This is a genomic window from Rhodobacter maris (genome assembly GCF_900217815.1).
GTDB lineage: Bacteria > Pseudomonadota > Alphaproteobacteria > Rhodobacterales > Rhodobacteraceae > Rhodobacter > Rhodobacter maris.
In genome coordinates this window covers 45,005-58,349 of the sequence record NZ_OBMT01000006.1, presented here as the reverse complement: position 1 = coordinate 58,349, position 13,345 = coordinate 45,005, and the positions used below count along the sequence as shown (strand labels likewise).

General features: G+C 65.6%; 8 protein-coding genes and 1 pseudogene. 7 read left to right on the top strand and 2 right to left on the bottom strand.

The features are described 5' to 3' along the window. Nucleotides 1–95 precede the first annotated feature (95 nt). The 7 genes and pseudogenes from ubiT (at nucleotide 96) to CRO22_RS10075 (ending at nucleotide 11,122) form a co-directional block, all read left to right on the top strand. A complete protein-coding gene (gene ubiT, locus CRO22_RS10105; protein ID WP_097070026.1) occupies nucleotides 96–641 on the top strand; it encodes a ubiquinone anaerobic biosynthesis accessory factor UbiT in 546 nt (181 codons plus the stop codon). After that, nucleotides 641–1,618, top strand: coding sequence for a ubiquinone anaerobic biosynthesis protein UbiU (ubiU, locus tag CRO22_RS10100; protein WP_097070025.1), 978 nt, complete (start codon nucleotides 641–643; stop codon nucleotides 1,616–1,618). The genes ubiT and ubiU overlap by 1 nt, the downstream gene beginning before the upstream one ends. 2 nt (nucleotides 1,619–1,620) lie before the next feature. Then, on the top strand, nucleotides 1,621–2,529 hold the full coding sequence (gene ubiV, locus CRO22_RS10095; protein WP_097070134.1) for a ubiquinone anaerobic biosynthesis protein UbiV: 909 nt from the start codon (nucleotides 1,621–1,623) through the stop codon (nucleotides 2,527–2,529). Nucleotides 2,530–2,699: 170 nt separating this feature from the next. Further along, nucleotides 2,700–4,343, top strand: a pseudogene (locus tag CRO22_RS10090) (NAD(P)-binding protein); the annotation flags it as partial. Further along, on the top strand, nucleotides 4,336–7,965 hold the full coding sequence (gene nifJ / locus CRO22_RS10085; RefSeq protein ID WP_217991889.1) for a pyruvate:ferredoxin (flavodoxin) oxidoreductase: 3,630 nt from the start codon (nucleotides 4,336–4,338) through the stop codon (nucleotides 7,963–7,965). The pseudogene CRO22_RS10090 and the gene nifJ, both read left to right, overlap by 8 nt. A gap of 10 nt (nucleotides 7,966–7,975) precedes the next feature. Continuing rightward, on the top strand, nucleotides 7,976–8,971 hold the full coding sequence (locus tag CRO22_RS10080) for a dihydroorotate dehydrogenase-like protein (RefSeq protein ID WP_097070023.1): 996 nt from the start codon (nucleotides 7,976–7,978) through the stop codon (nucleotides 8,969–8,971). 96 nt (nucleotides 8,972–9,067) lie between these two features. Beyond that, nucleotides 9,068–11,122, top strand: coding sequence for a methyl-accepting chemotaxis protein (locus CRO22_RS10075; RefSeq protein WP_097070022.1), 2,055 nt, complete (start codon nucleotides 9,068–9,070; stop codon nucleotides 11,120–11,122). Between the two features lie 65 nt (nucleotides 11,123–11,187). Here the strand turns inward: CRO22_RS10075 and CRO22_RS10070 are convergent, their stop codons facing one another. Together CRO22_RS10070 and speB are read right to left on the bottom strand one after the other, a co-directional pair. Then, entirely contained in the window at nucleotides 11,188–12,231 is a 1,044-nt protein-coding gene (locus CRO22_RS10070) for a DUF475 domain-containing protein (RefSeq protein ID WP_097070021.1), read from the bottom strand. Nucleotides 12,232–12,349: 118 nt separating this feature from the next. Then, the gene (gene speB, locus CRO22_RS10065; RefSeq protein ID WP_097070020.1) at nucleotides 12,350–13,315 is read right to left on the bottom strand and encodes an agmatinase; all 966 of its coding nucleotides are present in this window, start codon (nucleotides 13,313–13,315) and stop codon (nucleotides 12,350–12,352) included. Nucleotides 13,316–13,345: the final 30 nt, after the last annotated feature.

The window sequence follows — 13,345 nt, the reverse complement described above, 5'->3', positions numbered from 1 at the left end:
GACCAGGGTTTGACATTGATCAAGTTGCCGCATTGTGACCGGCGTTAAAGGAGCCCATCTAGAAGGGGGGAGAAATCCCTGACGAAAGGAGCGCCATGTCCGACCATGATCAGATTCCCCGCCTGCCCAAGCTGATGGGCCGGGCGATGCGGCCCTTGCCGCTTGCGCCGCTGTCGGTGACGCTGACCCTTCTGGCGCGCCGCATTGCCAAACGCCATCCGGGCCTGTTCCAGCGCCTTGGCCAGTATCGCGAGGCGCGCTTCCTGCTTGAGGCGACCGACCTGCCGTTCCTTCTGCTGCTCGATCTGCGCGGCGGCAAGGTGAAGCTGACCGCGCACCGCCGCGCGCCCGAGGCCGAGGCGCGCATTGCCGGGCCGATTGCCGGGTTCCTTGGCATGATGCATGGCGCCTATGACGGAGACGCGCTATTTTTCTCGCGCGACCTGATCGTCGAGGGCGACACCTCTGCCGTTGTCGCGCTGCGCAATGCGATCGACGATGCCGAGCTTGACCTTGCGGCGGAACTGGCCGAGCTTGCCGGTCCGCTCAAACCCTTCGTGCAGCCCGCCGTGAACCTTGCCGAAAAAGGCTCCGGCATGGTGCTGCACCGCGTCGATACGCTGGCTGGAGGCTGGACATGATGGAACTCGTTTGCCCCGCGGGCACCCCTGCGGCGCTGCGCGCCGCGGTCGAAGCGGGCGCGCATGCCGTCTATTGCGGCTTTGCCGATGAGACCAATGCGCGGAACTTTCCGGGGCTGAACTTCTCGCCCGAGGAACTGGTGCCTGCCGTTGCGGGCGCGCACAAGCGCGGCGCGAAAGTGCTCGTCGCGCTCAACACCTTCCCGCGCGCGGGCGGCGAAAAGCTCTGGCATCAGCGCCTTGCCGATGCCGAGGCCGCGGGCGCCGATGCGGTGATCCTCGCCGATATCGGGCTTTTGGACTATGCCGCGACGCATCACCCGAAGCTGCGCCGGCACCTGAGCGTGCAGGCCGCAGCCGCGAACCCGGATGCGATCAACTTCTACGCCGAGACCTTTGACGTGAAACGGGTGGTCCTGCCGCGGGTGCTGACCGTGCAGGAGATCGCCGCGATCAACAAGGAGATCGATGTCGAGACCGAGGCGTTTGTGTTTGGCGGGCTTTGCGTGATGGCCGAGGGGCGCTGCGCGCTCTCCTCTTACGCAACCGGCCTCTCGCCCAACATGAACGGCGTGTGCTCGCCCGCCTCCCATGTGGTTTACGCCGAGGAAGGCCCGGATCTTGCGGCAAAGCTTGGCGGCTTCACCATCCACCGCACGCCGAAAGACCGCCCGGCGCCCTATCCGACGCTGTGCAAGGGCTGCTTCACCTCGGGCAGCCAGACCGGCCATGTGTTCGAAGACCCGGTGTCGCTCGATGCGCGCCACCTCATTCCGGCGCTCGCAAAAGCGGGCGTGACGGCGCTGAAAATCGAGGGGCGGCAACGTTCGCGCGCCTATGTGGCGGAAGTCGTGCGCGCCTTCCGCGCTGCCACCGATGCGCTCGCCGAAGGGCGTGACCTGCCGCTGGCGGAACTCGCGCGGCTCACTGAAGGCCAGTCCGCCACTGCCGGGGCCTATGCGAAAACCTGGAGATGACGATGGAACTGACGGTTGGCCCGAACCTGTTCTTCTGGAAAGCCGAAGACCTACGCGCCTTCTACAAGGCGCTCGAAGCGGCGCCCGTTGCGCGTGTGGCGGTGGGCGAGGTGGTCTGCTCGAAGCGGATGCCGTTCTGGGAAGCGGAGATCCCCAATATCGTCGCCGGGCTGCGCGCCGCGGGCAAGGAGGTTGCGCTCTCCACGCTCGGGCTCGTGACACTCGGGCGCGAGCGCAACAAGACGCATGATCTCTTTGACCTCGGCCTGCCGGTCGAGATCAACGACATTTCCGCGCTCAAGCACCTGCCGGAAAACACCCCCTTCTGGGTCGGCCCGCTGGTGAACGTCTATAACGAGGGCACGCTCGGCTATCTGGCCCGGCGCGGCGCCACGCGGATCTGCCTGCCGCCCGAACTGCCGCTCGCCTCGATTGCGACGCTCGCGAAAGCGGGCAAGGACGCGGGCGTCAAGGTTGAGGTCTGGGGCCATGGCCGCTTGCCGCTCGCGATCTCGGCGCGCTGCTATCATGCGCGGCTGCATGACCGGGCGAAGGACAATTGCCAGTTCATCTGCGGCGAGGATCTCGACGGCCGCGAGGTGGACACGCTCGACGGGCAGGCCTTCCTGTCGGTGAACGGGGTGCAGACCCTTTCCGCCGCGACCGGTTGCGCCGCCTATCACACCGAAGCGCTGAAGGATGCGGGGGTCGACAGCCTCCGCCTCTCGCCCCAGACCGGCGATTTCGTTGGCCTGTGCGCGGGCTATGCCGACCGGATCGCGGGGAACATCACCGCCGAGGCCCTGGTGGCGCAGCTTTTGCCGGAAGCCCCCGGCGGACGCTTTGCCGATGGCTTCTTTGCCGGGCCCTCCGGGTCGGACTGGTCGCATCCGGTGCCCGCGGGCGCCTGAGCCTTCGGCACAGTCTCGCAAGGGGGCGCGGCGCAAGCTTCGCCCCCTTTGCGTTGGCGGATCGCAATTTTGTGCGCCCCGTCACACCGCCCCGGCTGATCTATGTCATGCAAGCCCCCGCGCCCTCTCGCTAATCTGGCACCGCCTGCCAGCAGCGCCAGCGGAGGACGAGCATGAGCACACGCGTACCGGATTTCACCCCCTCGGTCAGCCCGCAGGGGAATCGTGGCACGGGGCCCGTGCGCAGCCAGCACCCCGGCTATGTGACGCTCACCGCGCCCTGCACCGCGGCCTGCCCCGCGGGCGAGAACATCCGCGCCTGGCTCGCGCTCGCCATGCAGGGCCGCTACCGCGCGGCCTGGGAAAAGCTCACCGAAGACAATCCGATGCCCGCCGTGCATGGCCGTGTGTGCTACCACCCCTGCGAGGCGGGCTGTAACCGCGGCGCGGTGGACAGCCCCGTCTCGATCCACGCGGTCGAGCGGTTTTTGGGCGATATGGCAACGCGCGAGGGCTGGGAGTTCCACAAGCTGCGCTCGGAGACCGACAAGCGCGTGCTCGTGGTGGGCGCGGGGCCTGCCGGGCTTTCCGCCGCCTATCACCTCGCCCGCCTTGGCCATAAGGTCGAGATCCGCGAGGCCGGGCCGGTGGCGGGCGGGATGATGCATTTTGGCATTCCCGCCTACCGGATGCCGCGGGCCGAATTGGCCGCCGACATCGCGCGGATCGCCAATCTTGGCGTGCGGATCACGCTCAACCACAAGGTCACGGATCTGATGGCCGAGAAGGAACAGGGCGGCTTTGACGCCGTCTTTCTTGCCATTGGCGCGGGGCTTGGCAAGCGCGTCGAGATCCCGGCGCGGGATGCGGCCAAGGTCTTTGATGCGGTGAGCCTTTTGCATGACACCTCCGCCGAGGCGCCGCCGATGCTGGGGCGCCGGGTGGTGGTTTATGGCGGCGGCAACACCGCGATGGATGCCGCGCGCACCGCCAAGCGCCTTGGCGCAACGGAGACGATCATCGTCTACCGGCGCGACCGCGCGCATATGCCCGCGCATAGTTTTGAAGCCGACGAGGCGATTGAAGAGGGCGTGAAGATCCGCTGGCTCACCACGATCAAGGAAATCTCCGGCTCCGATCTGCAGGTGGAACGGATGGAGATCGACGCAGAGGGCCGCCCGCAACCCACCGGCGAGATCGAGACGCTTTCGGCGGATGCAGTGGTGCTGGCGCTCGGCCAGCAAAGCGACAGCGGCTTTTTGCACACGGTGCCGGGGCTCGACTTCACCCCCGATGGCGCGCTGATCGTTTCGGGCGAGATGATGACCGGCGCGGAGGGGGTGTTTGCCGGCGGCGACATGGTGCCCGCGCAGCAATCGGTGACGATCTCGACCGGGCACGGCAAGCGCGCCGCGCGCTACATCGACGCCTGGCTCCGGGGCGAGCACTATTCCGAGCGCACGGCGCCGCCAGTGGCAGATTTTGCCACGCTGCATCTGCCGGTCTATTCCGATGCCGAGCCGAGCGCCCAGGCGCGCCTTGCCGAGGCCGCACGGATGGGCGGCTTTCAGGAGATCATCAAGGGCCTCACCACAAAGGAGGCCCGCTATGAGGCGGCGCGCTGTTACTCCTGCGGGCAATGTTACGAATGCGACAATTGTTACGCCGCCTGCCCCGAGGAAGCCATTGTGAAACACGGCCCCGGCCGCGGCTATTCCATCGACCTGACCAAGTGCACCGGCTGTGCAAGCTGCTCCGAGCAATGCCCCTGCGGCGCGCTCGACATGATCCCCGAGGAGGCCCCCCATGCGTGACACGGCTGTGCAAAAGGACGCCTCGAAGGAAACGGAGGTGGCGCGCGCGGTGATGGATGGCAACACCGCTGTGGCCCATGTCGCTTACCGCGTGAACGAGGTCTGCGGCATCTATCCGATCACCCCCTCCTCCACCATGGCCGAACTCGCCGACGAATGGGCGGCGCGCGAGATCCCCAACATCTGGGGCAATGTGCCGGTGGTGCAGGAGATGCAATCGGAAGGGGGGGCCGCGGGGGCGGTGCATGGCGCGCTACAGGCGGGCGCGATGACCACCACTTTCACCGCCTCGCAAGGGCTCATGCTGATGATCCCCAACATGTTCAAGATCGCGGGGGAACTCACGCCCACGGTGTTTCATGTTGCCGCCCGCGCGCTTGCTACCCATGCGCTCTCGATCTTTGGCGATCATTCCGATGTGATGGCGGTGCGGCCCACCGGCTTTGCCATGCTCGCCTCCGCCTCGGTGCAGGAGGCGCATGACATGGCGCTGATCGCGCAGGCGGCCACCTTGCGCGCCCGCGTGCCCTTTGTGCATTTTTTTGACGGGTTCCGAACCAGCCATGAGGTGAACACGCTCACCCTCATTCCCGATGCGCAGATCCGCGCGATGATCGACGACGATCTCGTGCGCGCCCACCGTGCCCGCGCGCTCTCGCCCGAGAACCCGGTGGTGCGCGGCACGGCCCAAAACCCCGATGTGTTCTTTCAAAGCCGGGAGGGGGCAAACCCCTGGCATGCCGCCGTGCCCGGCATCGTGACGGCAGAGATGGAGCGCTTTGCCGCGCTCACCGGGCGGCGCTATGGGCTGTGCGATTATCTGGGCGACCCGGAGGCCGAGCGGGTGATCGTGATCATGGGCTCGGGCGCCGAGGTGGTGGAGGAAACGCTCACGGCGCTGAACGCCAAGGGCGCAAAACTCGGCGCGATTGTCGTGCGGCTTTACCGCCCCTTCCCGGCAGAGGCCTTCCTCGCCGCGCTCCCTGCTGCTTGCACCAAGCTTGCCGTCCTCGACCGCTGCAAGGAGCCGGGCGCGCCCGGCGAGCCGCTCTTTCTTGATGTGGTCACCAACCTTGCCGAAGCCACCGCAACCGGCCTCCGGCCCGCCATGCCGCGCGTGGTGGGCGGACGCTATGGGCTTTCGTCGAAGGATTTTGACCCCGCGCAGGTCAAGGCGGTTTATGACGAGTTGGCGAAGGCCGCGCCGAAACAGGGCTTCACCGTCGGCATCACCGATGATGTGAGCTTCACCTCGCTCCCCGTCGATGCGGGCTTTGTCACCGAACCCGAAGAGACCGTGCGCGCGGTCTTTTATGGCCTTGGCGCCGATGGCACGGTGGGGGCGAACAAGAACTCGGTGAAGATCCTCGCCGAGGAGGCCGGGCGGTTCGCGCAGGGCTATTTTGTCTATGACAGTCACAAATCGGGCGCGCAGACGGTCTCGCATCTGCGCTTCGGGCCGCGGCCGATCAAGGCGCCCTATCTGATCCATGCGGCGAATTTCGTGGCCTGTCACCAGTTCCACTTCATGCAAAAGATCGACGTGCTGAAGGTTGCCGCCCCCGGCGCCACCTTCCTGCTCAACGCCCCCTTCGGGCCCGACAAGGTCTGGGACCGGCTGCCGCGCTCGGCACAGGCGGCAATCCTCGAGAAGGGGCTGAAGTTCTATGTGATCGACGCGAACCGCGCCGCGCGCGAGGTCGGGCTCGGGCGGCGCACCAACACGATCCTGCAGACCTGTTTTTTTGCCCTGTCGGGGGTGCTGCCGCGCGAGGCGGCGATTGCCCAGATCAAGGCCTCGATCAAGAAAACCTATGGCCGCAAGGGCAAGCGGGTGATCGAGCAGAACTGGGCTGCCGTCGATGGCGCGCTGGAGCGGCTCCATGAGGTGACGGTGCCCAAGGCGGTAAGCGCCACCGAGGACCGCGCCCCGGCGGTTCCCGCGACTGCGCCCGAGTTCGTGCGCAAGGTCACCGCGCTGATGATGGAGGACCGCGGCGACGAGATCCCGGTAAGCCTCCTGCCCGCCGATGGCACCTTCCCCACCGGCACCGCCGCCTGGGAAAAACGCAATGTCGCGGATGAGGTGCCGGTCTGGCGCGAGGATCTGTGCATCCAATGCGGGCAATGCTCCTTCGTCTGCCCGCACAGCGTGATCCGCGCGAAATACTTTGACGAAGACCTGCTGGAAGGCGCGCCCGAAGGGTTCAAATCCGCCCCCGTCAATGCGCGCGGCTACCCCGGCGCGCGGTTCTCGCTGCAGTTCCATGTCGAGGATTGCACCGGCTGCGGGCTTTGCATCGAGGCCTGCCCCTCAAAAAGCCCGACCGAACCGGGAGTGAAGGCGATCAACCTCACCGAGAAGGCGCCGCTTGTCGCCGCCGCGCGCGAGGCGATCACCTTCTTTGAGCATCTGCCGGTGAATGACCGCGCGCGGGTGGATTTTGCCAATGTGCGCGGGGTGCAGTTCCTTGAGCCGCTCTTTGAATTCTCGGGCGCCTGCGCGGGTTGCGGCGAGACACCCTATGTCAAGCTTCTGTCCCAGCTTTTTGGCGACCGGCTGATGGTGGCCAATGCCACGGGCTGCTCCTCGATCTATTCGGGCAACCTCCCCGTCACGCCCTGGACGAAAAACCGCGAGGGCCGCGGCCCGGCCTGGGCGAACTCGCTTTTCGAGGACAATGCCGAGTTCGGGCTTGGCTTCCGGCTTGCCGCCGACAAGCATCTCGACTTTGCGCGCAGCCTGGCACAAGAGATGGCGCCGGACCTGGGCGAGGATCTCGTTGCCGCGATCCTTGCCGCGCCGCAGATCCGCGAAAGCGAGATCCGCGCACAGCGCGAGCGAGTGGCGACGCTGAAAACCCGGCTGCTCGCGCATCGCGAAGCGCCAAGGGCGCAGCATCTTCTGAGCGTTGTCGATCATCTGGTGCGCCGCTCGATCTGGATCGTGGGCGGCGATGGCTGGGCCTATGACATCGGCTATGGCGGGCTTGATCATGTGCTCGCCTCCGGGCGCAATGTGAACGTGCTCGTGATGGACACGGAGGTCTATTCCAACACCGGCGGGCAGGCCTCCAAGGCCACGCCCTTGGGCGCGATTGCCAAGTTTGCCGCCGCGGGCAAGCGCACGGCGCGCAAGGATCTGGCGCTGCAGGCGGTGGCTTACGGCAACGTCTATGTGGCGCAGGTGGCGATGGGCGCGAACCCGCAGCAAACGCTGCAGGCCTTCCGCGAGGCCGAGGCCTATGACGGGCCCTCGCTCATCCTCGCCTACAGCCATTGCATCGCGCATGGCTTCGACATCCGGCAGGGGCTCGGCCAGCAAGACCGCGCCGTGGCCTCCGGCTATTGGCCGCTTTTGCGCTACGATCCGCAATTGCGCGGCACCGGCACCGCGCCTTTCAGGCTCGACAGCCCCCGCCCCGTTCTGCCATTCAAGGACTATGCTTATAACGAGCTGCGCTACTCGGCCCTTGCCGCGAGCCGGCCCGAGGAGGCAAGCGCGCTATTGGACGAGGCACAACAGGCGATCCGCGAGAAATATCGCACTTACGAAGATTTCGCCGCAATGGATGGCGGCCCCGGTCCGGCGCAGGTGCTGGGCGCGGCGGGCAAGCTCTGAAGGAACGACGATGGAACTGAGAACCCGCTATCTGGGGCTGGAACTGCAAAGCCCGCTTGTCGCCTCGGCGAGCCCGCTCAACGCCAAGCTCGACGTGCTGAAGGAACTCGCCGATCAGGGCGCCGGGGCGGTGGTGCTGCCCTCGGTCTTCGAGGAGCAGATCTGGCACGAGCAACGCATCCTCGACCAGCTTGTCGAGCACGGCTCCGAGAGCTTTGGCGAGGCCTTGAGCTACTTCCCGACGCAGGCGGCCTTTGCGTTTGAAAGCTCGAACCATCTGGCGCTGGTGGAGAAGGCCGCAGCCACGCTCCCCATTCCGGTGATTGCCTCGATCAACGGCACCACCGACAGCGGCTGGACCGATCTCGCGCATGATCTGGCCGAGGCGGGCGCGGCGGCCATCGAGCTCAATGTCTATTTCCTGCCCACCGACCCGGAGGTCTCGGGCTCCGATGTCGAGCGGCGCACGCTCGATGTGGTGCGGGCCGTGCGCGACACGGTGGAGATCCCGCTTGCGGTGAAGATCGGCCCCTATTTCTCCGCCCCCGCACATATGGCGCGGCGGATCGTGGCCGCGGGGGCCGATGGGGTGGTGCTCTTCAACCGCTTTTACCAGCCCGATATCGACCCTGTGGGGCTCACCGTGACGCCCTCGCTCGAACTCTCGCGCCGCTACGAGATGCGGCTGCCGCTTTTGTGGATCGGGGTTCTCTCGGGGCGGATTGCGGGTTCGATCGCTGCCACGACCGGGGTGGAAACCTCCGAGGATGTGGTGCGCTATCTGCTCGCGGGCGCCGATGTGGTGATGACCACTTCCGCACTCTTGCGCCACGGGCCTGCGCATATGGGCGTGTTGCGGCGCGGGCTTGAGGACTGGCTCGCGGTGCGCGGGCTGGCGGGTCCGGGCGCGATCCGCGGTCAGCTCGGCCATGGCGCGATCGCGGATGGCGATGGCTATGAGCGGGCGAATTACATCAAGGTGATGCAGAGCTGGCAGAAGAGCTGACAGCGTGCGGTGAAACCAGAGTCATAACATCTCGAATTAACGTCGCATAAACATGGCGCGCCTAGAGTGGCGGCAAATCCCCATGTTGGAGATATTATGTTGTTTCGCCGTTCCGCTCCCGCTCCGCACGTCGCCATGCATGCGGCGCTTGGCCGTGCAGCAGAAACCGCCCTTTCGGTGGTGCGCTTCGATCTCACCGGCCGGATCATTTCTGCCAATGACGCCTATTGTGCGCTTCTGGGCTATGCGCCGGGCAAGCTCGACGGCGAGATGCTCGGAAAGCTGATGCTTCCCGAAGAGGCGGCCAAGCTCGGCACCGGGCCGTTCTGGGAGGCGCTGCGCACCGGCGAGATCCAGCATCTGGCGGTGACCCGGCGCAATGCCTCGGGCGAACTTGTCTGGCTTGAATCGACTTATGTGCCGATGCGCGATGCCGCCGGCAAAGTGCATGAGGTGGTCAATTTCGCCGCCGACATCACCGAGAAGACACGCCAGCAAAAACATACCGAAGCGCTCGTCGCCACGCTCAACCGCTCGCAGGCGGTGATCGAATTCGATCTCGAAGGCCGGGTGGTCGATGCCAACGAGACCTTCCTGACCGTGATGGGCTACACCCGCGCGGAAGTGGTGGGCCAGCATCACCGGATTTTCATGGCGCCGGGCGAGGCCGAGCGCCCCGATTACGCCGCCTTCTGGACCAAGCTGCGCTCTGGCGAGCCCGCCTCGGGCGCCTTCCACCGCGTTGCCAAGGGCGGGCGGGAAGTCTTTTTGCGCGCGATCTACAACCCGATCTTCGGCATCGACGGCAAGATCTCGGGCGTGGTGAAATTCGCTCAGGACGTCACCGAAGAACGCCTCACCGCGCTCGACCGGGCCGGGCAGGTCAACGCGCTTTCCCGCTCGCAGGCCGTGATCGAATTCGACACGCAAGGCACAATTCTTTGCGCGAATGACAATTTCCTCGATGTGATGGGCTACCGGATCGAGGAGATCCGCGGCAAGAAACATGCGATCTTCATGCCGCCGACCGAACGCGACACCCCGGCCTATGCAAAATTCTGGGATGATCTGCGCGCGGGCAAGCCGCAGGTGGCCGAATTCTGCCGCATCGGCAAAGGCGGCAAGGAAGTCTGGATCCAGGCGAGCTACAACCCGATCCTCGACGAGGAGGGGCGGCCTTACAAAGTGGTGAAATTCGCCACCGATGTGAGCGCGCGCAAGGCGGCGATCCTGGATCTTGAGGGCGGCATCTCGGCGCTGCGGGCGGGCCGGCTCGATCACCGGCTGACGCGGCCGATGCCGGCCGAATTCGAGCATCTGCGCGCCAATTACAATGCCGCGCTCGAGCGGATGGAAGAACTCGTCGGCGCAATCATCGAAAGCGCAGAGGCGATCCGGATCGAAACCTCCAACCTCTCGGGCGCCTCCGCGGAACTGGGGCGGCGCACCGAAACGCAGGCCGCCTCGCTTGAAGAAACCGCCGCGGCGCTCAACGAACTCTCCTCCTCGGTCGAAAGTTCTTCGAGCGGTGCACGCACGGCCGCGGCCGCAGTGACCAAGGCGCGGCACCGTTCTACCGAGGGGCGACGCGTGGTGGAACAGACGATCTCGGCGATGGGCGACATTGCCCAAAGCTCCGAACAGGTCTCGCGCATCACTTCGGTGATCGACGATATCGCCTTCCAGACCAACCTTCTGGCGCTCAACGCCGGCGTCGAGGCGGCGCGGGCGGGCGAGACCGGGCGTGGCTTTGCCGTGGTCGCCTCGGAAGTGCGCGCGCTCGCGCAAAGGTCTTCGGAGGCCGCACGCGAGATTGCGGAGTTGATCGAGACCTCGGGCCGGCAAGTGCGTCAGGGTGTCGATCTGGTCAACGAATCCGGTCAGGCCCTGAGCGAAATCGACGCGCTCGTGACCGAGGTCGACGGTCTGGTGCAAGCGATTGCGGGCTCGGCGGTGGAACAATCCACCGGCCTTGCCGAGATCAATTCGGCGGTGCATCAGCTCGACCAGCTAACGCAGCAAAACGCCGCCATGTTCGAGGAAAGCTCGGCCGCGGTCTCGGTGCTCAACTCACAGGCAGGAGAACTCGCCACGCAGGGTGCGGTGTTCCAGATCGGCGGTGCAGATGCGCCGTTGCGCGCAGCCTCCTGAGCCCTTCAACAGGACTGAAAAGCGCCGCGCAACTCTTGCGCGGCGCTTTGTTTTGCCAACTGCAATTATTCGCAGGGTTCGGGGTTCGCGCGCCGCCAGCGCACCGAGGAAAAGAAGCTCAACCCGATGAACAGCACGCCAAGGAACCCGGTTGCCCATTCCGGCACCGGCATCAAGGTCTGCGCGAACATCGCCACGGAGAGCACGAGGATCGACCAGAAGGCGCCATGTTCGAGGAAGCGGAACTCGGAAAGCGCATGGCGCTCGACCAGCATCACCGTCATCGAGCGCACATAGAATGCGCCGATGCCGAGCCCGATGGCGATCAGGAACAGGTTCTGCGTCAGGGCAAAGGCGCCGATTACCCCGTCAAAGCTGAACGACGCGTCCAGCACTTCGAGATAGAGAAAGGCGCCGATGCCGCCACGCGCCATCTCGGACGAGAGCGAACCGCGGTCGATCACCTGGCCGATCCCCTCGACGGCGAGGAAGGTCAACAGCCCGGTGCAGGCGGCAATGAGGAAGCTGCGCTCCTCCTGCATCGGCTGGATCCAGGCGACGAAGAGCACCAACATCAGCACAAAGCCTATTTCAAGCCCGCGCACCGAGGCGCAGGCGCTCAGGCGCCGCTCAAGCGCCGGAAACCAATGCACTTCCTTGCCGGCATCGACAAAGTAACTCAACGCCACCATCATCAGGAAAGCGCCGCCAAAACCCGCAATCGAGACATGGGCGCCATCGATGATATGGGCATATTCACGGGGTTCGGTCGCGGCGAGCCGGATCGCCTCAAACGGGCCGACATGGGCCGCAACGACCACGATCACCAGCGGAAACAGGATCCGCATGCCGAAAACAGCAATCAAGATCCCCCAGGTGAGGAACCTGCGCTGCCAGATCGGGGTCATCCGGCTCAGCTTGTTGGCATTGACGATCGCATTGTCGAAGGACAGCGAAATCTCCAGCACCGCGAGCACGCAGGCGACAAAGAAGAAGGACATCGCGCCGGAGAATGTGTGCTCATAGACGAAGCCGAGCCAGAGCGCGAGCATCAGACCGAGTGCCGTGAAGCCAAAGGCCCAGCCGAAAAAGTGGAAGGCGCCGCGCATTATGTCCCCGCTTTGGCGGCCGGGCGCCGAACCCGGCCCAAGTGCTTTTGTCCGATGTAGGAAGCGGCGGGGGCGGCTGCAAGCCCCTGACCCGCCCCTGCGCGCTTGTGACCTGATCTCAGCGCGCGCGGCGGGCAAAGCCATAGAGCGCGATCAGTTCGCTCGCCACATGTGCCCCCGCAATCGCCGTGGCGCCGGTGGTGTCATAGGGCGGCGAGACCTCGACCACATCGCCGCCGACAAGGTTCACCCCCGCGAGCCCGCGCAGGAGCGCCGCCGCCTGCCAGGAGGCGAGCCCGCCCCAGACCGGCGTGCCGGTGCCGGGCGCAAAGGCCGGGTCGAGACAGTCGATATCAAAGCTGATGTAGCAGGGCCGGGTGCCGACAATGTCGCGGATGCGCGCGAGCGTCGCCTCGATCCCCTCTTGATGAACGAAGGGCGCATCGAGGATATGCACGCCGCAGGTGTCGGGGTTGTCGGTGCGGATGCCGACGGAGACAGTGGTCTCGGGCGCGACATAGCCAAGCTTCAGCGCCTTGTAGAGGAAGGTGCCATGGTCGATCCGGGCCATGTCGTCATCGGCCCAGGTGTCGGAATGGGCGTCGAAATGGATCAGCGCGACGGGGCCATGTTTCGCCGCCACCGCGCGCAGGATCGGCAGGGTGATGAAATGATCCCCCCCGAGCGTGATCGCCCCCGCTCCCGCTTTGAGAATCGTGGCGATGTGGTCGGTGACGCGGTCGGGGAAGCTCGCGGTATGGGCATAGTCGAAGGCGAGATCGCCATAATCGACGATGCTGAGTTCGCTTAGCGGATCATAGCCCCAGCCATAGGGCGCATCGAAGGCCTGCAGCGTCGAGGCCTCACGGATCGCGCGCGGTCCAAAGCGCGTGCCGGGCCGGTTCGTCACCGCCTGATCGAAGGGAACGCCCGTCACGGCGAGGTCTACACCGGCGAGATCCTTGGTATAGCGCCTGCGCAGGAAGGAGGTCGCCCCGCCAAAGGCATTCTCATAGGCAAGGCCGCGCAACTCCGCCCGGGTGAATGCCGTATCTATCTGATTTTTAGCGTCTTCCAGTGCCATGAGCGCCCTCCGTGAGGGGCCTACTATGCG